This is a genomic window from uncultured Aquimarina sp., assembly GCF_947496855.1.
GTDB lineage: Bacteria > Bacteroidota > Bacteroidia > Flavobacteriales > Flavobacteriaceae > Aquimarina.
In genome coordinates this window covers 718,578-745,348 of the sequence record NZ_CANMED010000001.1, presented here as the reverse complement: position 1 = coordinate 745,348, position 26,771 = coordinate 718,578, and the positions used below count along the sequence as shown (strand labels likewise).

The window sequence follows — 26,771 nt, the reverse complement described above, 5'->3', positions numbered from 1 at the left end:
ACATGAGTTTTAATTCACACAAAAACAGTAATGAACAAGGTTTGCCGCAGGTAACCACATTTCAGTTTAGCAATGATGCAGTAGGTCAGATAAAAGATAGTGTTAATCTTTTTACCGGAACAGCAAATATTCCTATTAACATAGCTTCTTTTCCTGGGCGAAAAGATTTAGACGTAAACATTGGTGTTATGTATAATAGTAATGTGCAGAATAGTGTTAAAAACTGGAATTTACTTAATCCTACAGGAATATTGGGGTTGGGATGGGATATGTCTTTTGATAAAATTTCAGTCAATAAAAATGGAAGTGGATCTGAATCTTCTAATGAATATTACTTGTTAGATAGTGGTTCTGGTAACCAGTTAGTTCAGGATGGAATTCTTCCCAATAAACCATCAGATATATTATTGTTTCAGTTAAGAAATTTTGAGTTTTGGGATATTAGTTATGATGAAACTAAGGAGAAATGGACTATCGTAAAAGAAGACGGTACTGTTCATATTTATGGAGATAAAAATAGCGGTCGGAATACATTACAATATGGTGTAGAATGGGGTAACTGGCAAGGAGCAACGTCCGTGTTAAACGGTCAGGAACAGTATGTAAGTTCTTGGAATTTGTCAGAAATCAGGAACTCTTGGGGAGAAACTATTTTGTATTCATATGATAATATTGAAGTTAGTGTTGGAGATAAAAATGGATTAAAGTATACGCAAGCATCTTATATAAATACAATTAAGGATAGTTTTAGTAGAACTATTTCTTTTCACTATGGAGAAAAGTTTGGAGCCAATAATGTTGGGAGCAAAAATATTATTGAATATAAGGCTTTGCATACGCAAAAAGACACACCAAATGCGTATCAGGATCAATTAGAAACAAGATTTCTGGATTACATAGAGGTATATAATCATATTGATATACTTCAATTTTCAATTTTATTTGAGTATGATTTTATAAACTTAGGAAACAATAGTCAGGATACCATATATCCACTCATGTGGAAACGAGTTCTAAAAAGTTTTTGGCAAGTACAACCTACAGGAAGTTCACTTCCTGGAATTGAATTTGATTATTATGATAGAGTTCAGGACACGTATCCTGGAGCATTAAAAAGCATTTTGTATCCACAGGGATCAAAAGCTGTTTATACATATAAAGATCAGGCTTTAAATACTGCTCGTAATATAAAACTAGATAGCCCTATAGCAGGAGCAACACCAAGGGTATGGTTTGGTTCAGATTACACGATGGTAACTTGGTATGATAAAACGACGAAAAAGTTAATTGCTAAAGTGCATACATGGTCTGGTAACTGGACAGATTTCCAATTGAATAGTGATGATCCCTCCAATCATTATTTTGATAATGTTGATTTTGATATCGATACATTAGGTGTTATTACTAAAAAAGATTTTATTGGTTTATATTTTACTGAGAAAACAAAAAAACAACTTCAGTTATTCTTATATCGCCGAAATCCTGAAAATTTTGGGGTATTTAATTTAACAAATGGGCCACAATATTTTCCACTTAAATCGGATATATCAAAAGTTAGTGTCGAATCGGGGAAAGATTTTGTAATAGTATCTAGTAAAGATATTACCACCAACCCAATTACAGCTTTTCAGTGGGATTGGAAACAAAGAATTTGGAGTATCTCTCCGTCTAATCAACAAAGTGGAATTTCTATTCTTTTACCATCATCTACAGATGTTGCCAAAGCAACCGATATAAAGATCAATGCAAGAGATAACTATTACATAACCACATTTTATAATAGTAATACTAAATTATTACAGTTTCAATTGTTTCACTATAATGGTAATAATGTATGGAGTAAAAGTCCTTTATACAATACACCAAACGTAACTATTTATCAAAATCCATCGGAAGGCTTGGATTTTGCGTTTAATATTACTTTAAATACCTCTTTCGGAGTTGCTACTTATATTACTAATCAAACGAGTACAGACGTAAATTACACGCTAAGGATTTTGCAATGGGATAAAGACTTTAATTTATTAAGTCCAGGTAATCCATTACTCAATAACTATAAGTCCCCAATTGTCAATGGAGAATCACAGTTTCAATTATTTAATACATTGTTAACTGACGCTTTGGTAGCAAATAATCCTTATTTGAATAGATACACGGGTGGTTTAGGAAATAATAATAATCCAGTAAATTGGAAACAGACTTCGTTTCTTACTGCAAAAGATGATGTAGTAAGTTTTACAGTTGGACAAGATGTCTCTACAATGTCTAAAGAACAAGGGACAGCAAATACAAATCGGTATTTCCAATTCAATCCTAATACAGGTACTTGGGGTATTGAACAAAATTTACCATCAATAGGAAAAAATGTAACAATAAGTGGTAATTACATGACAGCCGGTAAAGATATTTTTTATCAGAATACAGATGGACAATGGATAAAACAAACACAACAGCTTATAAATTTAGGTGCCACAGAAACAGTACAGAATCGAGGATCCATGTATATTGCTTATCAAGATAGCACGGATAATAATGCCCAAACATATTTTACAACTCCTTTAAACAGTGTACCTGGTTCTCCTGTGAAATTACCACTAACCGCTGGAGGTAGTGGTCAAAAAATAATGGTTGATCAAGAAACGGTGAGACCTGGAACTTTGTTAGCGGGCACTGATTCTTTTGTAACATTTCCTGCTGATCAAGATTTTGATACAGCGACTTCTATTGCTTTATACAAGGTAGTAGATCGAAAAGTAACAGATATCGTCCAAGTACAACCAGTATCTTATATTGAAATCTCTGCTGGGTTAGATTTAGAAGAAAAATACTATCAATCATATGATTATGCACGATCAGCACAATCGATAATTACATATGATAGTCGTTCTGGTTTGGCACAATTTCCAAAAGTTACTGTTTTTACAGGGACTAAGATTCCTGATGCAGGATTAACTACAAATGGAATTACAATTAGCTATTTTTCTAATGGAGTTGCAACACAAAACGAAATACCATATAATAATTGGATCTATAATTATAATCAGTTGCTGAATGGAGCTTTACTTCAAAAAGCACAATATGATAAAGCTGGTAATCTCGTAACTAAAGAAACTAATTATTGGAAGATATTTAGCAATGATGTAGTGCAAAAAAGGTATTTATATAGTGCTTTTTTTAGATTAAGTAAATCGGTTACGCTTAGAGACGGTGTTAGTCAAACTTCTAGTATCACATATTATCAAGATCTAGGGTTGCCTATGAATAGTGTAACTACTTATTTTGATTCTAATGGAGTAGAAAAAACCATCACAAGTAATAAAAAATATGCTATTCAAATTTCTGAATATGAAACAGCAATGCGACAAAAACATTTTCTTAATGCGATAGTTCAGGAATCAGTAGCTGTAACAGGAAAAGATGACGTTAAAAAATATATAAACTCTAGGGTGGTTACTTGGAAAAATTGGTCAACTAATAATGAATGGAGATGGTCAGCTCATCAAAATTATGATTGGTTAGATAATTCACAAAATAATCCTGTTTTTGATTTTTCTGTCAAACAAAGTAATCCTGATTGGTTAAAGAAACAAGAAATTATTACAAGAGGTGTGTTCGATACCGTAGACGAAATGATGAACGTAGACGGTGTGAGTTCATCATATATTTATGATAAAAGTGGACAATTTCAAGTTGCAGAATTTATAACAGCAAGTAGAATAGAAGAAGAAGCTTCTTTTTATAGTTTCGAAACATATGAAGAATTAGATGGTTGGGAAATTAATTCAAATGCATCCATAATTCCAAACACTATCGATAATACTATTGATGCAAGAATGGGGGTTTCATCATTAAAAATACAGAAAGGTGCAGGAATTCAACGACAATTTAACCCGACGAATCAAAAACAGGATTATGTCTTTTCTAGTTATATAAAATTACCAGATACTTTCGATAAAAATAAAGGAGAAGCTAATTGGATCATAACCTTTAGTAATAATGGTGTTCCTGTTGGTGACAATATAGTTCTACCTTTCGGAGAAACCGTAGGGTCTTGGCAATATGTTTATTGCGTTTTAAATTTAAAAGATTATAATCCAGCTGGTACAGCTAAATTAATAACAATAACGCTGAAAGCACAAAATGATAATTCAGATGCTACAGTGTTAATAGATTGTTTGCGGTTTTCACCATTACAAAGTCTTTTTTCTGCTATTTCTGTAGACACAAAAGTTGACCTTATAAATGAAAGTCTAGGTTCTAATGGAGAAATAAGAAGTAAATTTTTTGATAATTATCAGAGAGTTATTGCTACCACTGGTTTTTCTGATGAAACAACTTCCATGGCTACAAGTTATTTTTCTCGGACAGGGAATGATAATAAATATGTAGCTGCAGATCCAAATAATAAGCTTAAAGTATTATCAGCAGGTGGAGGTCCAGCACTTTCTTTTACAAAAGGAAACCAATGGAAAGAATTTTGGACACCAAATGATGAATCTGATTGGCAAGTAGAAAATGAAATACTAAAATTTACTCATTCATCATCAGAAGGTACATTAACTTATAAAGAAGAAATGACCAATAAGTATGGAGTAATGTTGAACCTTTCTCCATTAGAAACTATCAATGAATCTCTAGGAATTAAAATAGGTGATCAGTATACAATACAGTGGGATCCATCAGCTGGTCAATGGCAACTGTTAGATAGAAATAATCAAATATTAGAACAAAAAAGTAGTAATACAATTGAGGTTGATATAGCTGCTTCAAAAAATACAGATTATACTTCTGCTCTAAATTCAAAGCTATTAAGATCAGGTTTACATATGAACCCTGAAGTGAATCTGATTGAAGGACAAAGTCATGGTGTATATGATGAAAAATATAGCAGATATTATACTGTAGATAGATCATCTGGTCGTATGATTGTAAGTAACTTAGAAAGTCAATGGTTTTTATTAGTTAATGAAAATAGCATGCTGTTTTTTGCTGATGGAGCTCTTATATTTAATTACGTAAGTAATTCTATAATTTCTGGAAAAGCATCTTTATTTACAAAAAATACAATAGGAATACATTGTCTATTAACCTCTTTTGAGAATTTATCTACACTAACTTTTGCTAATGCTACTGGAAATGATATTCAATCACAGTTATTAGACAATACGAGAATGACAATGGTAGAGAATATCTATAGTAGTCAAGGAATGATAATAGCTAACACAAAACCAGCATTCGTAGAGGCAGATCAAAAGAATTCATTGTTTAAATATAGTAGTGATTTCGCAACTTATAATTCACAAAATGGTATTATAAGCGGGTTAGTTTCTAATTTCTATCCTGAGGATGAGGGGTATCCATATTTTGGATACCGTTATGAAGACTCTCCATTAAATAGGGTAGTAGAAAAATCGATGCCAGGAATAGCATATAAGTTGGGTGCAAATACTCAAAAATTCATGTATGAAGCTAATACGGGAGAATTAGGATTGCCGGTCGGAGAGTATTTCAAAACTACGATTATTGATCAAAATGGAAATAAGTCATATTCTATAGCTGATAAACGACAACAAGAAGTCCGGAAGATAAGTCAAAAAAATACTAATGAAGAGATTATCTCTGCTGTTTATTACGATGATTCTGGTAATCCAATAGCCATGCATACACCAAATGCAATGACCGAACAAAAGGGTAAAGAAAACTGGATAAATCATAGTATTTATAATTTTGTTGGTCAATTGATTACTACCAAATCGAATACAAGTGGTATAACCGAACTAATTTATGATCAAGCTAATAGGTTACGTTTTAGACAAGATGCAGAGGCCAAAACAGAAGGAAATTATCAATACTATAAATATGATAACTCTGGTAGAATTGTAGAAACCGGTTATGTAACTGGTATATGGAATCGGGATGATTTACAAGAAAAAGCTAATCATAACCCGGACTATCCTGTTAATTTGAATACATGGAGATTGAAGACTTTCTACGATTATAATGGTACAGATAGTCCTTTTCAAATTGGTCAAGTAGTTCAAACATTAAATAATCATTCAGACAATGGTTTACCTGATGTAGAAGAGAATTTCTTGTATGACGTATATGGAAACGTGATTTCCAGAAGCCAAAAAGTTATGGAATTTGAAGATACATATTATACTACAAATTTTAGATACAACAATTTAGGGGGAATACTTCGAATTGATTACCCTGTACAGAAAAATAAAACTGCATATAGTGTTTACTACACCTATAATAGTATTGGGCAAATAGAAGGTATAAGCAATTCCCCAACGTTTAGCAATGAGATTGCTGCCTATACATACAATCCAGCTGGGAAACCAGAACAAGAGATTTTGTACCCCAATGGAAGCAACCCAGTGACAAGGAATTATGGATATAATTCTCCAGTTTGGTTAGATGGAATGGAAGATGTAATAAACAGTACGGATCAAGTTTTCAAAGAAACCTTAAAAACGGATGCTAGTAGTAATAATGGACCAAAATACTTTAACGGACAATCAGCCGAAATTGCTTTCCAATACCCCAAAAACATAAAGGCAGGATCTACTTATACAAATTGGTATAATAGTCTTAATGCTTTAGAAAAAGTAGATGAAACAAGTAGTCATATTTCTCCTAAAACAAGACTGTATGATTTTGATAACAATGGTAATTTTGATACGATATCTATAGATGCAGATACGTATAAATTCATATCTGAGCCGGATAAAGGAGATCGTCTTCAGAAAGTAGATAACGGTGTTACTAATAAATCTTTATTTAACCTTTCTTATAATCAGAATGGATCGGTAGATCTTTATACTGCTTCAGGAGCCGATGGATATGAACCACAAAACCTTTCTTTTAAGTATGATGCTGGTAATAGGATGACTTCTAAGATTGAAAATTTAGCTAATTCAAAAGATTATAAATTTTATTATAATAGTTCTAATGATAGAGTATTAAAACAAGAAATATCTGGAACAACCATTGAAAAAACGATATTATATATTAAAAGCTTATCAGGTAATCCTTTAGTGCAAATAGGAAGACAACAAAATAAAGAGGATAGCACGTATATTGTATACGGTCCAATTGGAATTATATCTTTTGTTAAAAATGACAATCAATTTACTACTTTAAAGGATCATTTAGGTTCAGTACGTGTTATTCTGGATGATAAAGCAACTGTAGTTGCAGCTTATGATTATGATATATATGGAAACGTAGAGGTATTAGCAGAACCAGAGAAAGGCTTTTTCCCTTATTTATATACGAGTCAGGAATATGATTTAGAATTAGGGATATACAATTACAAGGCACGTTTCTATTTTAGTAGAATAGGTCGTTTTGGAGTTGTAGATAATTATAATCAATTTTTTAGCCCATATATCTATGCAGGTAATAGTCCTGTAGTTTATATAGATCCATCAGGAAATTTTTCTATTGGTAATTTCTTTTCTGCTATCGGAGGAGCTATTATAGGAGCTTTCGAAATTTTGATAGGTGTAGCCATTGATGCTGTGGCAGGTATACTCGAAGTGGTTACTGGTGGTTTGGCAACACCTGTGAGTATTGGTCTTGCAGCACTAGCCGGAGGTTTTATAGGATCAGGAGTCAGCGCAGTATCTTATTCTGTTGTTAGTCTGATAACCAATGAATTTAGTTGGAAAGAATATGGTATAAATACAGCGATTGGATTTGTTGCTGGAGCAATAACTGGTGGTTTTGGAGCAGCAGGCGCCATTGCTGCAGAAGCTGCAACAGGCGTTAAAGCTGCTGCAGAAGCAGGGCAAGCGGTGAGTACTTTAGCAAAAGTAGCAAATGCAGGTATTAAAGCTGGATTTGCTATTACTGGAGCAGAAATCGCAGGTGTTTCATCTACTTTAATTAATAATGGAGCACACGGTAATAGTTTAACTACTGGTCTAGATGAGGCGTTAGTTAAAGGTGTACTGAGTTCTACTTTATCTTGGGCTATTCCAGGAATAGATTATAAAGCAGGATGGGGAAATCTTTTCAAAAGAATCTCAGCAAGCGTTGCTAAATCCGAAGGAATTGGAGTCTCTATTCAATTAGGGTCTAATGCTGTACATGGTAACAGTTTAGATACCGGATTAATGAATACTGTGATCAAAGGATTTGTGGGAGGAAGTATTGGAGCCTTAGGAACAAAGTCATATGCTAAAGAGAAAACAACAAGTGAGCTTAATTTTATGGGAGCAAGAGCACCACAAAATCAAATTCCTGAAGATGGTATTATTAGACTTTAGCTTTTCACTTCATTAAAGTAAATAAAAATACAACGATGAGTCATCAGGAGCTTGGACAAACTATATGAATTTTTTTTTGAACTAGAATATTAAAATGAAAAAAAAATAGAATGATAAGTACAACTATAGACAGACGAAATCATATAGAATATACTTTTCTAGAAACGATTTATGCTAAAGATGTAAATCATCGAACAAAGGATTTTCATTTGAAAATCACGACCATTAAAGAGATACAGAAGTTAGAAATATATTCATTCACAGAAAAACCTAAGGATGGTTTTTGTCTAGCAGGATGTTATATTCAGGATATTCCTGATCAAAAGTCGGATGTATATTATGAACACACTGACAATCCTTTAGTTTCTTGTATTATTTTATTGACTTTTAATGACCAGTTTGTACATAATTTTTTAATTCCATCCATCCTTGCTAACACCACCATTGCTTATGAAATCATCATTGTATATAATGGTAGTAATGTCAATTTAGAGTTGTTTAAAGATTTTACCATTATTGAATCAGAAACAGGATGTGTATCAAAAGCATACAACATTGGTGTTGCAAAAGCTAAAGGAAAATACATAGCTTTATTTCATGATGATTGTTTAGTTACTTCGTATCAATGGCATGATTTAATGTTAGGAGAACTTAGAAAAGAGACTTTTGCTGTAAGTACAGAAGTAGTATATAATGAGACGTTTGATTTTGATTTTTTAAAAGGAACCCCATTGGTAATGACTAAAGAAGATTATAAAACTATAGGAGGACATGATGAATTTTATTTTGCTGGTATTGAAGATGTTGATTTTTCATATCAAATGATAAAAAAAGGATGGAAGATTAAAAAAGTTATAATGCCTTATAGACATTTTAATGGTATGAGTACGGTTATATTATTGAACGATCAACCTGAAGTTATAAAAACATTATTTGGATATTGCTTAATTCCCGAAAAGGTTATTGAACAGTGGAAAACGCAAGTAATGAGTTTTTCTGAAATAATACTTTTAATTCAGCAAGTCAATGGAGAAAACTTAAAGTATTTCAATAAAAAAAATACTTTTTTGTCAGACGAAAACAAACAATATAAAGCTTCATTAACAGCGACAGATTTTCCTGCTTTATTTTCAATTCGTAAAGTGTATAAAGAATGGCTCGAAAAACAATTTGGATCTTCTCAATACAAGGTAAACAACCCATATTAGAATTCAGTATTTATAGTGTAAAAACAAGGATTTATACGGGTTTATAAAACTAATATTCGACTTAAATTGTAGCGTAAACTATTGCTAATTAGTGTTCTTGATTTAAGAATTGTAAAAGTAATAGCATCATTTTTGTCAATAAATAATTAACTAAAACATATCAATTATGTCTGATTCAAAAACATTTAAAGGAGTAAGTACTTCTACTTGGGAATGTGTAAAAAAAACTAGTTTAAAAGAACATGGAACAATTTATGCTCCGACAGGAGCTAATAAAGGAACAGCAAAAACGAGTACAATTGTTGGTGATGTTGTTCTTGACTTTGACTTTAACTCAACCGAAGAAAGTGTTGCTTATACCATTGTAAAAAAACCTCTTTTAGCACCAAAAAGTGAGATATGGAGTGGTATTCAAGATACTATAAACGGATGTTTAGGGAGTTGAATTAAGGCTAATACGGCCTTGTCAGAATAAACAACAAGTCAAATTATCAACTAGATAGTTTGATTTGTTGATGGTATCAAAGAGTAATAAATCAGCCCTTCAATAGCAATTGTAAACTTTTATACTATTCATATAATATCTTAACCCCCACTTTCCCTAAACCAAACATCCACTTCACTCAATATCGATTGTAATTAGTCACATCTCAGCGTAGTTTTATTTCATAATTAAAAAACTATCCAATATGAAATCACTACACTACTTTATGATCTTATTCTTAATCACAGGAATATTACAAGCACAAGAACTTACCATTACAGGAACTGTTACAGAAAATAATACCAACGATCCAATTCCTGGAGTAAACATATTAATTAAAGCTACAACTACTAGAACCCAGACTGATTTTGATGGAAACTATAAGATAAAAGCTAATATAGGAGATGTTGTATCTTTTTCTTTTGTTGGCTATGAATCAGAGGAAATAGAGGTTAAAAAGGGTAGTTCTATTATCAATGTAACTATGGGCATATTTGCCGCACAGCTAGAAGAAGTTGTTGTCACAGCTTATGGTGCCAGAAAAGCAAGAAAATCATTGAGCTATGCAGTCTCTGCAGTTAGTAGTGAATCTATAAGTATGTCGAGAGCAGAAAGAAGAAAAGCAAGAAAAGCAAGAAAGAAATCAAACACTTCTTTAATAAATGCGCCAAGCGGTCGAGTAGCAGGGGTAAATATAACTAGCAATACTAGTTATGCGAACTCAAATAGCTCTTTACAAATTAGAGGTGCTAGTACTACGTCTCATATACAACAACCCTTATACGTTATTGATGGTATGCCTGTTGACATAAAAGATATAAGTAAGGTTCAACAAATGAATCCATCAAAAATTGCCGATGTACAAGTTTTAAAAGACAAAAAAGCTACTTCATTATATGGGTCTAGAGCTGCTCAAGGATGTATCATCATTACCACACATAAAGGAAATTACAAGTTAGATAATAACGAATCCTATAAAGAGATTGTAGAAAATAACTTCGAAAAAGTACAGACTTCGCCATTATCTACATTCTCTATTGATGTAGATAAAGCATCTTATAGTAATGTACGCAGAATGATTAACAATGGACAACAAATACCTGCAGATGCTGTAAAGATTGAAGAAATGATCAATTATTTTGAGTACGACTATAAACAACCAAAAGGAGATCATCCTTTTGCTATACATACCGAATACGGTAAAACCCCTTGGAATAAAGAAACACAGTTGGTAAAGATAGGTTTAAAAGGAAAAGAAGTTCCACAAGATGCTATTCCTGCATCGAACTTGGTATTTCTACTTGATGTATCAGGTTCTATGAATCAAGCTAATAAATTACCATTATTAAAGAGAGCTTTTAAACTATTGGTAAATCAATTAAGAGAAAAAGATAAGGTTGCTATTGTAGTTTATGCTGGAGCTGCTGGAATGGTATTAGAACCTACATCTGGAGCCTATAAAAATGAAATTAATCAAGCTTTAGATAACATAAGCGCTGGAGGATCTACCGCTGGAGGAGCTGGAATCCAACTGGCTTATAAGATTGCTCAGGAAAATTTTATAAAAAACGGTAATAATCGTGTAATTCTTGCTACAGATGGAGACTTTAATGTTGGAATAAGTAGTGACAAGGATATGAAAACCTTGATAGAAGAAAAGCGTAAATCCGGAGTATTTCTAACTTGTTTAGGTTTTGGTATGAATAATTATAAAGATAGTAAATTAGAAATTTTAGCAGATAAAGGCAATGGAAATCACGCATATATCGATACTATGCAGGAAGCGCAAAGAGTGTTAGGTAAAGAATTTGGAGGAACACTGTATACAATAGCGAAAGATGTTAAAATTCAAGTAGAATTTAATCCTGCAAAAGTACAAGCATATCGTTTGATAGGATATGAAAACAGAATGCTAGCTGATGAAGATTTTGTGGATGACACTAAAGATGCAGGTGAATTGGGAAGTGGTCATACCGTTACCGCATTATATGAAGTTATTCCTGCAGGTATAAAAAGTAAATACTTAAAGCATATTCCGGACCTGAAATATACAGGTTCTCAAACTAATAAAACTTTTGGAGATGAGTTACTAACGGTGAAATTTCGATATAAAAGACCGCAAGAAAATAAAAGTATAGAGATGGTTCATATATTAAATACGGAAGAAAATAAAGTGTCAAAAGATTTCAAATTTGCAGCATCTGTAGCTTGGTTTGGAATGAAAATTAGGAAATCAAAATATATAAATAATGAGCAAATAAAAGATATTGTTGCTTTAGCAGAAGAAAATAGAGCATCAGATAATCAGGGGTATAGAGCTGAATTTATTAGATTAATGAGTAGTTATCAGACATTATAATAAAGTTTGGTGAGTTTGATTGGTAAAGAGACATCGGCAAAGCATTGCAGGTGTCTCTTTTTTGTAATACTTTTATTCGAACTTAATGAATCACGCACATGAAAAAATTACTTGTTCTTACACTACTTATAATTACGAACATATCCAATGCACAAATCCTTCCGGAACGAGAGCGAGCGGATATAGTTGATCAAATCCTTTCTGATAGGTTTAATAATCTATTACCTAAGCTTATGGATCGTACGGATATTGATATGTGGATATTGATTTCCAGAGAATACAATGAAGATCCAGTTCTTAGAACAATGTTACCTGCTAAATGGCTTAATGCCAGAAGAAGAACCATTCTTGTTTTTTATAGAGATAAAGAAAAAAATACGATCGAGCATTTAGCTGTGGCAAGATATAACGTAGGTAAGAATATAGATTCTGCTTGGGATAAAGAGAAACAACCGAATCAGTGGAAAGCACTTATGGATATCATTACAAAAAGAGATCCTAAAAAAATAGGTATTAATTATTCTGAGCATTTTGGTATTGTAGATGGTATTGTGAAAACAGATTATGAAGAGTTCATAAAAGAACTTCCGGAAAATTACCAGTCTAGAGTTACTTCTGCAGAGAAATTAGCAATTGGTTGGATAGAAACGAGAACCGAACAGGAAATGGAACTATATAAAGAATTGGTTCAAACCACACATGATATTATAGCAGAGGCATTTAGTACAAAGGTTATTAAACCAGGAACAACAACAACTGATGATGTTGTTTGGTGGTTACGTCAGAAGGTTACTGATATGGGACTAAAAACGTGGTTTCACCCAACAGTAGATATCCAAAGGGCTGGAGAGAAATTAGAAAGTCATATCACTTCCTTTTCTAATAGGCCTGATAAGAAGATTATTCGCAAAGGAGATTTAATTCATTGTGATTTTGGAATTACATATTTACGATTGAATACGGATTGTCAGCAGCACGCATATATCCTTAATAATGAAGAAATGGTTCCTCCAGAATTTCTGACTAAGGCTTTTTCTGATGGAAATCGTGTTCAGGATATTTTTACTGCAAATTTTGAAACCGGAAAAACTGGAAATCAGATTTTACTAAAATCATTAGAAGAAGGTAGAGCAGAAGGATTAGTACCATCAATATATACTCATCCTTTAGGATTGTATGGACACTCTTCTGGTACAACTCTTGGGATGTGGGATTCACAAGGGGGAGTGCCTGTAAATGGCGACTATCCATTATATGAAAACACTGTGTACGCTATAGAATTAAATACTACTGTTACTTTAACCGAGTGGAATAAAGATATTCGAATTATGCTAGAAGAGGCAGGTTTTTGGGGACCTAAAGGTTTTAGATATGTAAATGAAAGACAAACTGAATTAATAACGATTCCAAAGAGAAAGTAAAAAAAACATCCGTAAAATATATTTTTACGGATGTTAAAGATTTTAAGAAATCAATTTTAAATTTGACTATAAATCAATTTCTTCAGTTGTACCATCTGGATATGTTACAGTTGCTTTGTTATCACAAGTACCATCTCCATAATTAATAGAGGCACTTAATGCATTCTTTGTCATAATTAATGTTCCAGCAGTAATATAACCGCAACTAAAAGTTCCTTCTAAAGTAGGATCAGTCGTTAATGTATATGTATCTGCATCAACAGTTACTGTCCAGTTTCCGTTTAGTGTATAGGCAGCTTCAGTAGTACCAAGTCCTGTTATTGTATATGTCTTAGTTCCTTGTTCTGAAGCAGTAGTTCCGTCTGCAAAAGTTATCGATAAATCCGAAGTGACAGTATACATAAAACTTCCTCCATTAGTGGTATCTAAAGAATACGATGTAGTTTTACTACCATTAATCGAATTTCCAGCATACATTAAATTATCAAAAGTAATAGATGTAGAAACAGCATTATTTTCGATCACTACAGTCACATTAATAGACCCGCTTATCGTTTCACCATCTTCATTGGTACAGTCGGTAAAAGTAAGAGTGTATCCGGTATCAGTAATACTGAAATCTGCACAATCCGGTCTGTTAAATTTTGAAGAAATTTTAGCGTTGGATCTGTTCATAGAAATATTATCTAATGTCAAATCGTCAATAAAATTAGAAATTTCTTCTACTTCTAAACTCTTCATTACATCTTCCTGAGTAATATCAGAAGAAACATTGTTATTACTATCATCGTCACTACAACTCACTACGAATAGAGAAGCCATTATAGCGATACCTAATACTTTAATTTTAAAAAATGGTTTATTCATTACTTTTGCTTTTAAGTTATAAATATTGAACTTAAATATATGTTTTTTAGTATATTATGATCTATCTTTTTAGCAATAAAAGCCGTGCGATACATAAAATATAAAGGCAATACATATTTGCATCACCTTTATAATATTCTTTTAAAGAAATAAAAATTGTTATTCTATTTGGCACATTCCTCTAAAACAGAAAAGAACCTTCTAATTGAAAAAAGGGTGTCGAGCTTAAAGGAATACAATCGGCATCAGTATAGCAACGTATACCTGTATTACCTCCATCAATAGATTTTTGCGCTTGTTTTTTTATAATTTGGATATCAATTTGTAGACTGATTAGTTACGATTTTTTATATCAAAATCACATGAATTAATGATTATCCCATTTCATAATATTTATCATTTGAATTTTGCCAGAAAAATAGAACCTGGTATTTACAGATCCTTGTGGATCTGCCCCGATGACAACAGGACTATTATTTTGTGTTATACCACCAGATATTGATACAGATGGTTGCGCATGGTTTTCGTCTACCCAAAGGTGTACACCTCCATTGCCATCATACGCACCAATTATTACATAAGAATTATTAGTGTCTAATAATGAGGTAGGTAATGAAGAATAATGATATGATCCATTATTATGAATTCCAAACCTTAGTACAGGAACTCCACTATTTGATCGATGAAGTTCCAAAGCAAATCCTGCTGCATCTGCTTTTTGTATAATAGCTTGTGTTTCATTTGGGTTAAGGTTAAGATTGTCGAAATTTACAATCGTAGTAATCAAAAAACCACCATTAAAATTATTGTCTCTATCCCAAGTTTTTATAAACTGATTTTTTGAGGCGTTAAAAACTAAAGACTTTCCATATCTATCTTTCCCAATTGATAAGTTTTCAAGGATAGGGGAGTTAGAAGCGTTTAGATTTAAGCTTCTAAGCACCGTGCTGTCATATATATTATATCTGTTCAAGGAGAATGTTTGCAAAGCAAAATTAGAATATATAAGTTGAGATTGTTCTTGTACTACTTGTCGAGAAAGTGCTATGTTTCCGACTTTACTTCTTTGCCCAGCTTCAATAGTAACAGCATCTAACTCATTACGTAACCCAGCTACATAAACTTCTGCAAAATTAGTCAAGGTGTAGAGGTTAGTTGCTAGACCAAGTGATTTGGAATACATGATTTTTGACATAAGATTTGAAGTCTTATAATTAAATTCAACCATTTTTCTTCCTTTTTGCATTTGTGACCTTATTTCATTATGCCATTGCAATTCATTTGCATACCCATTAGTTTCGCCAAATAATTTACTTAGATACACATAGTTTCTTTTTGAAAAAGAAGGCAAGTAGTTTTTTATATGTTCTAAGTTACAATCTAAAAAAGATCTAATAACCACTGGCCTTTCTTTAGAGATATAATTATACCGATCAAGAAGAGTAATTAATTTTTGACCTATACTTAAAGGATTTGTTCCTTTAATTTCGATAAATAACACTTGATTTCCAGACCTTAACTTATGATCCTTTAATACATTTTCTAGTGTTAATGTGCCCGTTGTTTGTTGTATATGATTAACATAAATGGTATTACGTAGTTCATACACATCTAACTCGATTAAATCAGCTCCTGCATTTTGTGCGGCATGAATTACGTTAAGTGTTGGACTTAACATTGCACTGTTTTCTGGTGCATAACAGTTATGACAAGATATTCCAATTTCATTTCCGGTTGGAGCTTTTGCAAATGATCTATTTACATTTTTCCAAATGGAAGTTATATTTGATTTTCTTTCTTCAGAAAAAGAAGATGTAAGCTCGGTATCAAAACCATTATCAGTAGCACAACTAGTAAAAAGGCTACCGATAATGATAAAAAGAAAGATTTTTTGAATTATTATATACATTTCAATATTACATTAATTTTATATTTAATTAGCAAAAGGCAAATAGTTATTATAATTTCTAGGATAATTCTCACTAAAATGTTGTCTTGGAGCATTTTTTCTTAGCGGCCATTGCATAATGTATCGTACGTTAAGATTATTTCTGTTGATACTAGTTATAAATTCTTGATATTGTACAGCATCATTATAATAAGTTTCTTGAATAATAATTGTTTTATTCGAATCGCCATTTCTATTCAATTCTCTCTTAATATTCTGTATAGCGGCATTAGCACCCCCATAGATATCAACAGCATATTCATTTGGTGTTCGACCTGTTGGCTTTAAAGTTTTAATAAGTTTGTCTAATCTACCCGGAGCATACGCAATAGAAAAACCGTTACTTTTTAGGTTTGGAAATCTAAAAGAAAAATTGCGCCAGAGTTTATCTACATATCGAATTGTTTGTCCACTGGTTAATCCACCTAGTTCAAGTCCAAGGTCATAAACTCGTTTTATAGATAACGGGCTTCCTAATTTAGTTTCAGTGGTATTGATGGTGTTATAAATAAAATTCCAATTTTCCTGAAACTGAGTTTCGTCCCATGTGGCCCAACCTCCTGGATCCGCAGATCCTTGTTGTGCAAAACGTAGTACAACTTCATCAAATCCAATACTTTTTATTTGCCCTAATATATTTTTGAGGTTTTGTTCTTGTTGAGCAGGTAATCTATATGCATTACTTCTAATAGTATGTATATGAGTATTCGTATTTGGCCAATGTGATGGAAAATGCGTATACCAAATAACAAGAGCAATTTTTCTTTGTCCATTTTGATACATTGTTCTTAATTGAGAATTGACTATTGAAGGATTAAGATGATAATGTCCTACCACTAGCTTAAGGTTATCCGGGCTGCTCCAAACCCCAGTATTTTGATAGCCTTGCGTATCAAACATTGGAAAATTGGAACCTCCTACTTCTTTGGATGTAATAGCTATTGGAGGTAAGAAACCTTTGTTTGTAGTTTCTCCGTTCGATTTTGTCTTTTCAGTAGTTAACGTTTCTTGTATATGATCTTTTTCACAAGAAATGAAAACTGTAATGAATACAATTGTATAACAAAAAATAATGATTTTTTTCATGATCAGTGTTTAAAAGTTGTCCTTACTCTCGTTTTGGCTTTTCAGGTACCACCATAATTATTATTTCTATAACAATATTTATATGTTTAAAGGAAGGTGAGTAGATCTATATTATCGTCCTTCTATCTTTCTGTAAATTTTAGATACTAAAAAGTTGAAATCATTTTATAAAATAGTTTAGAACCATCCATAATTGATTGTTTTTAAATTAAGTTGGTAATGATTATTTGGGAAACCATAGTTTTTAAGGCCTAAAATAAATATTCCCGTACTTGATATTAGTTCATCCATATTTGGGTTTACATATTTTCTTACTCTGTCAATAACAATATTATTATTCTGATCAAGTATTCTAAACCATACCCAACCGTTATGATTAGCGTGCAGGATAAAGCTATATTCCTGTGCGTCAAATAATCTCGAATGATTTGCCGGATTAAAATCATCATCCATGAAATCTAGATGATTTCCGCCATTCCAATAAGATTCATAATATGCAGTTGGATAATCAGTCCCTCTAGATTCACTTCCTAAAATAGCTCCAACTCCAGATATATAATTGCTTGCATGTCCTAGTACACCAATGGCAACGTGGGTTCCAGCAAAGTTTGGAAAAATAGGATGACCTCCAAAAAAGTTTTGTCCTGTAAACTTAAAAGTCATCCATTGTGTTTTAGCATTTATTGGTTTTTGTGTGGTATTGAGTATGAGATTTCCACTTACATTTTGAGTGTTAGGGTCGTATTTTATTTGAATTTGAGGAATACTACCTGAAAGAGCTTTACCTGAAGGGTAAGTATTATTTTTAGAATTTTCAGTGAAGATTTCCATTTGTTTTTTCATTTCTGAAAAATTATCAGTATTTGATAAGGAAATAGACTGTTCATCTTCTTTTGGAAAGTTACTTTCCGATTCACAAGAAATCATCATAGTGATTAAGAATGTGAAAAAAATATGGATCAATGATTTTTTCATTTGATTTAAGAGTTTAGTGTTTTTTATGTGATACTACTAAGGTTGAATAAATTCTATTAATTATATGATCAACATGAAGCATTAGGAGTACCAAATTCGAATTCTTTAGAGGGTTATATTTGTTCCGTTTTTCTAAGAATATAAGGCAAAATCAGTTTTATTTCTGCTGGTTGTCTAGCAGTAAACAGAGTGAAATATCCAACTAGAATGCAGTTCTACCATCAGTTGCTTCTTTCGGGAATTCCGAAAGAAGCAACTGATTATCAATTATAGATTAATTATTTTTCCATCCAGAAACATCTTCCAAAAGGACTGCAACTACCTGCACATAATCTTAAACAAGTATCCCTATTACCAAAATCTGTCCCTCCATTAATTGTTTTTTTTGCTTCTTTATTAAGCTTTTCTACTCCTTGTAATTTTAAAATATTATTTAACATACTTATAAGTTTTGATACCTACTCTGTCAATGGCTTTTCGGTTTCCGCACATTTATATAAACTTGTTCTTTAAATTATTTCATAGTTTATGGGCATATAGGATTACAAGGAGGGTCAATAGGATTTCCATTTCCACTACCTGGTCTTTTAACAGTTCTGCCATCAGCCCATTTTCTCGGATCTGGATTTACTACCCAAATACGTAATCCTCGACTGGCAAATTGACTGCGTTCATAAGAAGATCCTAATCGTAATGTAATTACCTGTTGTCCTTGAGTGTTTGTAGTTAATGTGCGGTTAGAGCCTCTATACGTTCCGATAATTGTAGAACCTGTAGTAGTTCGGATATCTACATAAGAGTTGTTGTCAAAATTAGAGCCTTTGATCCAAATACAGTAATTATCATCGCAACCAGCTCCTGCACTAATCAATCTCGGAGTTCCATTTCGTTTTACGATGGCACCATTATAACCTCCTGGGAACAAATTGGTAAATGGGCAGTTATCATTGTATATGTACTCCTCAACAAAGTATCCATTCGGAATTCCATCTACAGAACAAACAATACGATATTCTGGGTTACTTTTTTCGTTAATTTCATTTTCTATTAAGAGATTCTCTTCGAGAATACCGTCATCTTCTTTTTGACAACTAATTACCGCTAATAGGAGGAGCGCGAATATGGTTTTTTTCAAAATATTTTTCATGATATTTAATATAGTTTTAAAATGATTTATGATTTTGCTGGCCAGCATACATTTGTAAAACTATAGGTAAATCACTGATTATAAAAAAGAAGAAAAGTCAGTTTTATAAATTTGATGTTGTTTGTAAACAGAGTATCCCTATGATTTCTTTATCCATGAAAAAAGCGATCTCTTTTACTAAAGAAATCGCTTTTAGGTATTTATATTTCGTAAATACTATTATTTTTTAATTATAGTACCGTAATACTGAATATTGTTAACCAAAATACCATATATATATCTTCCTGCGGGGAGTGTGCTATTGGAATATGATATAGTTATGATACTATTATCTTGGAATTCTAAGTAACCTTGCTCACCACGGAAATTTCCTTTATCATCATAAATATTTAGAATAATCAAAGGATGAGCGTTTTCACTTAGAAAAAATGTAAAATTCACCTTGTCTTTAAAAGGGTTGGGATACGCTTTTATAGTAGTATCGCTTGATTGTAATTCTGGGACATAATACCTAAGCGTGTTATTATAGCTATCTCTTTCAAATATATCATCATCTGCATCTGCTACTATGTATATATAATCATTGACTATGTTTCGATAGGTACTACTTTTAATAGGCAAGGTAACAGATTTCCGTCCATTTTCTTCTAATGGTTCCAGAATTATTGACCCTAGCAATTGAAAATCATCTTCTTTTTTTGAATAAAAGTTTACCTTAGATTTTTTAACCACATCTTTTTCTCCGGTGTTTTCTATATAACTTTTAATTGTTACACCCTCTCTAGTATTCCTAAGACCACTTCTCAATATTTTAGCATTAGTTACTTCTAGATCAGCTAAATCTTGATCATTATATATATCTATAGGTATTTGGACCTTGTCAATTATAGTTTTATAAGAGTTTTCTTCTACTCTTAAAGTAAATATATGATCGCCTGTTGTAACATTATAATTATTATTTAAAAGGTTCAAGTCAAAAAAACCAAGGAAAATTTTATCTGTTTTTGTTAATTGTGATCTAGTAGGTGGAGGAATTATAATAGGTTCTAAAGTTGTATCTATAAAGTTTGGAGATATAGATAACGTAATACTTCTCTCAGTCGGCAATTTTTCTAATTGGGCGGAATCATATGCGCCATATATATTTATTCTTACAGCTCCATATATTAGAACTTTAAGATTCTGTATTTCCAATGGATTAATTTCTATTTCTCCAGAGTTTACATTGACATTTACATCTATATTTATTTCGGAATAATCCCCATGGTTTTGACCATACAAATTTGCTGAGTAAATGATCAAAAAAAATAAGATAGGTATTAGAGTTTTACAGTTCATTTTTTATCTCTTTATTGGTTTATTGTAAAAATAAAGCTTGGACGCAGAGAACTAAACATATTAAAGTCTTATAAACATCAATTTTATAAAATTGATTCAATTTAGTGTTCAAATTAAGACTTTATTCCCATCTTTTGATCAGCGTTAGTGATCTCAGTGTTAACTTTTTTAATATAATAGGAATGACTTAATCCTGTTTGTTTTTTGAATGCAGAAGCAAAAGTGTTTACGCTTCCATATCCGAGTTCACCTGAAATGGCCTTAATAGTATAGGAGCGAAATTTAGCATCAGTACTTAATTTATGTCGGAAATATTTGATTCTTAACTCATTTATATAATCGTTAAATGATTGTTCTTTATATTCATTGATTATTTTGGATAAATAAGTCGTATTTGTTTCTATTTGTTTTGCTGTATTGTAAAGATTACAATCCGAACTCAAATAAAACACTGTTTTCTCTAAAGATGATAGTTTTTGTAATAAAACTTCTGCTTTTTTATCCGTGATATATTCCTTTTTTGAAACAGTTAAAGTCTCTGGTCCAGATGCAACCTCATATATCCTTTCTTTTTTTAATTCTTCATATAAAAGTTTGTTTTTTTGTTTGGTTTTGATATTGTAGACTAAAGCAATAATGGCTAAAATAAGAGCAAGTAGAAAGCTAATAATGTAAAGGGTATTTTTTGAGATCAAATCTTGATTTTGCTCTTCGAGGTTTTCTATATCATGATCATATAGTTTTTCCTGTGCACTCATTTCATTTTGATATAATGAATCAACAATTTTAGTATATGCTGTAATATATTTAAACTGCAAATCGGTATCATTTAGTTTTTCTCCACATTTTTTTGCTAGAACAGAAGCTTCTCTTATTTTCTCAACTTCTACATTCTCTTTTATATGTTCAAAATTGTTTAGTAATAATTCTCTAGCTTCCTTATATTTTTCTTGTGCATAAAAACAAGTTGCTATGTGCAGGTTAGCTGTAAAAAGATCAGGATCATTTTTTTTGTCTTCTTTTAAAACATCAGATTTAGCAATAGTTAAATAAGAAAGCGCCTTATCATATTTTTTCTTTCCAATATATGCCTCTCCTATATTAAGGTTAAAATCAATAATATATTCTTTTAGGTTATGCTTTTCAGCATATTGCAGTCCTTTATAATCGTAGCTCAATGCTTCATCATAGTTATTCATTTTATAATAACAAACCCCAATACCTTGGATGGTAGATAAGTATTTAGCATGATAATTATTCTGTGACTTATATGCTGGTTTTTGAAGTAATTCTAGTCCTTTTTTTAAAGAAACTAAAGCTTTTTTATTTTGATCCAATCGTATTCGGATTTGACCAATACTTATTAAATTATCAATTTCATATTGGGTAAGGTTATATTTTTTAATAACCTCTTTCATGTGTAGGTACTGATTCAGCGCATTTTTACGATCCCTTTTTTTTTGATATGCACCGCCAAGAATAGATAAACCGCTGATGATATAATTTCCGTAGTTTAATTTTTCACCTAGTTGAACAGATGTTTTACCATATTGAATAGCTAAGTCATATTTTTTATTTGAGTAGGAGATACTCCCTAGATAGAAATTAGAAAAAAATTGAATCGTATCGTTTTCTTCTTTAATACCTCTATCTAAATAAACTTTATAACCTAGTTCTGCCTGATCTATTTCTATATTTATTCTTTGAGCCAAGAAAGATTGTACAGTATCCGTGTCTTTTTCATTGGAAATAAACTCTATATCGGCCTTAGAGATGTTTTTTTCTTGAAAAGCTAATCCTTTACAGAAAGATAGTAAGAGTATTATTGATAATAAGGGTACGGTAATAACTCTCATAAGCAAAAGGATGATATATCTAAAAAGTATTATGATGCATTGATTTAATGTTTTACAGTAATTGGATATCATATCCAATTACTGTAAAACATTAACATTCTTTATTTTTTATACCTGTATCACTCCAAGATTAAAAGGCTTTTCGATAGGAGCGTGATCCGCAGCTTCGATACCCATAGAAACCCACTTTCTGGTGTCTAACGGGTCAATAATCCCATCAGTCCAGATCCTTGCCGCTGCATAATAAGGAGATATTTGCTTATCGTATCGGGCTTTTACCTTATCGAATAAAGCTTTTTCATCTTCTTCAGATAGTTTTTCTCCCTTCTTTTTTAAAGAAGCTGTTTCAATTTGCGTCAATACTTTAGCTGCTTGTGCACCTCCCATAACTGCTAATTCGGCACTTGGCCAAGCACAAATCAATCTTGGATCATAGGCTTTACCGCACATTGCATAATTACCGGCACCATAAGAGTTACCAATAACAATAGTGAATTTCGGTACCACACTGTTACTAACAGCATTCACCATTTTCGCACCATCTTTTATAATCCCACCGTGTTCACTTTTACTGCCGACCATAAAGCCAGTTACATCTTGTAAAAAAACTAAAGGAATTTTCTTTTGATTGCAATTAGCTATAAACCGAGTAGCCTTATCCGCAGAATCAGAATAGATGACACCACCAAATTGCATTTCTCCCTTTTTCGTTTTTACCAATTTACGTTGATTAGCAACAATACCAACTGCCCAACCATCAATGCGAGCATATCCGGTGATTATTGTTTGGCCATAACCAGACTTATATTCTTCAAAATCAGAATCATCTACCAAACGATGAATGATTTCCATCATATCATATTGTTCATTTCTTGCTTTTGGCAAAATCCCATAGATATCTTTCGGGTCCTTTTTAGGTTTAGAAGGCTTAATTCTATTATATCCGGCTTTGTCAAAGTCCCCAATTTTAGAAACTATATTTTTTATGGTATCTAATGCAGCCTTATCATCTTTAGATTTATAATCCGTTACACCAGAAACTTCACAATGCGTAGTAGCCCCGCCTAAGGTTTCATTATCAATACTTTCCCCAATAGCAGCTTTTACAAGATAACTACCAGCCAGAAAAATACTTCCTGTTTTATCTACAATTAATGCTTCATCACTCATTATTGGTAAATAGGCCCCTCCTGCTACACAACTTCCCATAACTGCAGAGATCTGTGTAATACCCATACTACTCATAACCGCATTATTTCTAAAAATTCTTCCGAAATGTTCTTTATCTGGAAAAATCTCATCCTGCATAGGAAGATAAACCCCAGCACTATCTACAAGATAAATAATAGGTAATTTATTTTCAATTGATATTTCTTGAGCTCTAAGATTTTTTTTACCCGTAATAGGGAACCAAGCGCCAGCTTTTACAGTAGCATCATTAGCTACTACGATACATTGCTTACCACTAATGTGTCCAATCTTTATAACGACTCCACCACTAGGACATCCCCCGTGTTCAGCATACATATCATCACCAGCAAATGCAGCAATTTCTATTGCTTCAGTATCATCATCTAATAAATACGCTATTCTTTCTCGAGCGGTCATTTTACCTTTGGCATGCAGTTTTTCTATTCGTTTTTCTCCACCACCCAACTTTACTTTACCTAGTTTTTGACGTAATGCAGAGACCAAGAGCTTATTGTGATCTTCGTTCTTATTGAAGTTTATATCCATTTGTGTGTATTGTTTGCACGAAAATACAAAAATCAAGGAATTTTAAATCATTAAAGTTAAAAGCAACTTCATAAACTTATTTTCAAAATTCAGATTTCCTGTAGGTTAATAGATTATTCTCTTATAAGCGATTTTATAACAGTTTACTAACATTTGATTATCTAATAATTAACAATTAGCAAGTAGTTTTAAATATAACTTAAAATCAACTAATTAAATATTAATCTAAAATCAAACTCAACTATGAAGTTATTAAAATTAAACACGCTTTTTTTCTTAATTTTTGTTACACTTTCTATTGTAAGTTGTAATGTAGAAGATGATTCTTTTTATGAGAATATAGAATCTATTCCACTTAAAATAAATGGAGAAATTAAAGCAGAAACAAATTATTATGATAATGAGGGACCTCACGATCATAATTTTTCAGATAAAAGATCCTCTGGGTTTACTGAGACCTATGAATCGGGATCTAAAGAAAGTTATTCTGATGGTAGTGTTAATCTATCTTCTTCAGGAAATTGGTATTTCAGTGATGCCTTGATTGGTACTTCATCTAATGATCGTAAATTTAGTTCTAAATCTATCCGGATTAGAAATACAGGTTATGCGATTATGTCGTTTAATATGGATAATGGAGCGCAAACTATTAGAATACGTCACGCAAAATATGGTAGAGATGGTAATTCTACCTGGAGATTAATCGCGTCATATAACAATGGTTCTTCCTGGTCTTTTGTAGGATCTACGGTTACAACCAGTTCTACAGCATTAAATACCGTCACATTTAACCTAAACGAAACCAGAAGCGTACGTTATGGAGTATACAAGACTTCGGGCGGATCTAACAGAATCAATATAGATAATGTAGAAATTGTTAATGGATCAACTGGAGGAGGAGGTTCTGCATCCAGAGATAGTAATATTACTTTCGGTAATCCTTCTAATGCAGGATCAAGTTCTACTAACTATTATTTATCAAAGCCAGATTTTATTCTTTCTTACAACAATAGTAGAGGAACAGCAAATTGGGTAAGCTGGCACTTAAGTGATGCCTGGACTGGAACTGCAGCAAGATGTAATTGTTTTAAGCAAGATACTTCATTACCAAGTAACTTTTTTAGAGCTAGTACTAGTGATTATACAAATTCTGGATTTGATAGAGGGCACCTATGTCCATCTGCCGATAGGAATGCTTCTTCAATATCCAATTCTAATACTTTCTTTATGACTAATATAGCCCCACAAGCACCAGATAATAATCAAAGGAGTTGGGCAAACTTCGAAAACTATCTTAGATCATTAACTTTAGAAGGTAATGAAGTTCATATCATTGCGGGCGTAGTAGGAAGCGGAGGAAAAGGAAGAAATGGATTTGCTTCTACAATCGATGGAGGAAACATTACAGTACCAGATTCATTTTGGAAAGTTGCACTTATATTACCTAATGGTACTAATGATATCAATCGTGTAACCACATCCACTAGAGTGATTGCTATTAATGTTCCAAACGATCAAGGAATTAATAGTGATTGGACGCAGTTTAGGACATCAGTAAATGCGATAGAAAGTCTAACTGGATACGATCTTTTAGAAAATATAACAAACGCTATAGAATCTGTATTGGAGTCTAGAATCGACAATGGACCTTCTAGTTAAAATATGATTTAACTACATTAAAATAGGGACTTAATATCTAAGTCCCTATTTTTTTTATAAAATCTATTGTATAACCACTTGTTTAACAATAGGTAAGGTGATAAAGTAGCCGAAGATCTCTCTAAAATGCTGTTTTTTGACGATAAAATACCGATATTTGTACGCTGTTTTTGATTTAATATTAAAAACATTTAACTAAATAACTTGCTATGGGAATGAATAAAAATACGGTATTAGCGTGGGCTACATTTATAATGATTCTAGCCGGACTTGGGTTAATAGCCTTAGGAGCGTTTAGATATAGAGATGTTTCCGGATGGGGATTTGCGGCAGTTGGTGTTGGATTTCTAGCGAATGCTTGGGTGTTTAATGCCTTAAAAGGTAGAGTATAACTAATCATATATTAT

At 32.1% G+C, this 26,771-nt stretch carries 16 protein-coding genes; 7 read left to right on the top strand and 9 right to left on the bottom strand.

The genetic code is table 11. The features are described 5' to 3' along the window. Positions 1–2: 2 nt before the first annotated feature. From Q0921_RS03250 to Q0921_RS03230, 5 genes are all read left to right on the top strand, one after another. A complete protein-coding gene (locus Q0921_RS03250) occupies positions 3–8,279 on the top strand; it encodes an RHS repeat-associated core domain-containing protein (protein ID WP_299253221.1) in 8,277 nt (2,758 codons plus the stop codon). A gap of 110 nt (positions 8,280–8,389) precedes the next feature. Next, positions 8,390–9,487: a glycosyltransferase gene (locus tag Q0921_RS03245; RefSeq protein ID WP_299253218.1), complete on the top strand. Its 1,098-nt coding sequence runs from the start codon at positions 8,390–8,392 to the stop codon at positions 9,485–9,487. A 166-nt stretch (positions 9,488–9,653) separates the two neighbouring features. Continuing rightward, positions 9,654–9,932 (top strand): hypothetical protein, encoded by a 279-nt coding sequence (locus tag Q0921_RS03240; protein ID WP_299253216.1) that lies wholly within the window; start codon positions 9,654–9,656, stop codon positions 9,930–9,932. A gap of 244 nt (positions 9,933–10,176) precedes the next feature. Continuing rightward, entirely contained in the window at positions 10,177–12,330 is a 2,154-nt protein-coding gene (locus Q0921_RS03235; RefSeq protein WP_299253213.1) for a von Willebrand factor type A domain-containing protein, read from the top strand. Positions 12,331–12,428: 98 nt separating this feature from the next. Continuing rightward, the gene (locus Q0921_RS03230) at positions 12,429–13,751 is read left to right on the top strand and encodes a M24 family metallopeptidase (protein WP_299253210.1); all 1,323 of its coding nucleotides are present in this window, start codon (positions 12,429–12,431) and stop codon (positions 13,749–13,751) included. Positions 13,752–13,817: 66 nt separating this feature from the next. Here the strand turns inward: Q0921_RS03230 and Q0921_RS03225 are convergent, their stop codons facing one another. The 9 genes from Q0921_RS03225 to Q0921_RS03185 all read right to left on the bottom strand — a co-directional run bounded on the left by Q0921_RS03225 (position 13,818) and on the right by Q0921_RS03185 (position 24,705). Beyond that, on the bottom strand, positions 13,818–14,618 hold the full coding sequence (locus Q0921_RS03225; protein ID WP_299253207.1) for a hypothetical protein: 801 nt from the start codon (positions 14,616–14,618) through the stop codon (positions 13,818–13,820). A 367-nt stretch (positions 14,619–14,985) separates the two neighbouring features. Continuing rightward, positions 14,986–16,527 carry a LamG-like jellyroll fold domain-containing protein gene (locus tag Q0921_RS03220; RefSeq protein ID WP_299253204.1) on the bottom strand — a complete coding sequence of 514 codons (1,542 nt, stop codon included), beginning with the start codon at positions 16,525–16,527 and terminating at the stop codon, positions 14,986–14,988. Between the two features lie 24 nt (positions 16,528–16,551). Further along, complete coding sequence (locus tag Q0921_RS03215; RefSeq protein WP_299253201.1) at positions 16,552–17,652, bottom strand: hypothetical protein; 1,101 nt, start codon at positions 17,650–17,652, stop codon at positions 16,552–16,554. Positions 17,653–17,829: 177 nt separating this feature from the next. After that, complete coding sequence (locus Q0921_RS03210; protein WP_299253198.1) at positions 17,830–18,627, bottom strand: hypothetical protein; 798 nt, start codon at positions 18,625–18,627, stop codon at positions 17,830–17,832. Positions 18,628–18,905: 278 nt separating this feature from the next. After that, entirely contained in the window at positions 18,906–19,067 is a 162-nt protein-coding gene (locus Q0921_RS03205) for a hypothetical protein (RefSeq protein ID WP_299253195.1), read from the bottom strand. An 86-nt stretch (positions 19,068–19,153) separates the two neighbouring features. Further along, on the bottom strand, positions 19,154–19,774 hold the full coding sequence (locus tag Q0921_RS03200; protein ID WP_299253192.1) for a hypothetical protein: 621 nt from the start codon (positions 19,772–19,774) through the stop codon (positions 19,154–19,156). Between the two features lie 219 nt (positions 19,775–19,993). Further along, on the bottom strand, positions 19,994–21,112 hold the full coding sequence (locus tag Q0921_RS03195) for a CARDB domain-containing protein (protein ID WP_299253187.1): 1,119 nt from the start codon (positions 21,110–21,112) through the stop codon (positions 19,994–19,996). A 113-nt stretch (positions 21,113–21,225) separates the two neighbouring features. Further along, positions 21,226–22,968 (bottom strand): AraC family transcriptional regulator, encoded by a 1,743-nt coding sequence (locus Q0921_RS03190; protein ID WP_299253184.1) that lies wholly within the window; start codon positions 22,966–22,968, stop codon positions 21,226–21,228. 108 nt (positions 22,969–23,076) lie between these two features. Continuing rightward, positions 23,077–24,705, bottom strand: coding sequence for an acyl-CoA carboxylase subunit beta (locus tag Q0921_RS03185; RefSeq protein ID WP_299253182.1), 1,629 nt, complete (start codon positions 24,703–24,705; stop codon positions 23,077–23,079). A gap of 243 nt (positions 24,706–24,948) precedes the next feature. Between Q0921_RS03185 and Q0921_RS03180 the strand changes: the two genes are divergently transcribed. Beyond that, positions 24,949–26,364, top strand: a complete 1,416-nt coding sequence (locus Q0921_RS03180) for a DNA/RNA non-specific endonuclease (protein WP_299253179.1) — start codon at positions 24,949–24,951, stop codon at positions 26,362–26,364. Between the two features lie 209 nt (positions 26,365–26,573). Continuing rightward, a complete protein-coding gene (locus Q0921_RS03175) occupies positions 26,574–26,756 on the top strand; it encodes a CAL67264 family membrane protein (RefSeq protein ID WP_211073417.1) in 183 nt (60 codons plus the stop codon). Positions 26,757–26,771 lie beyond the last annotated feature (15 nt).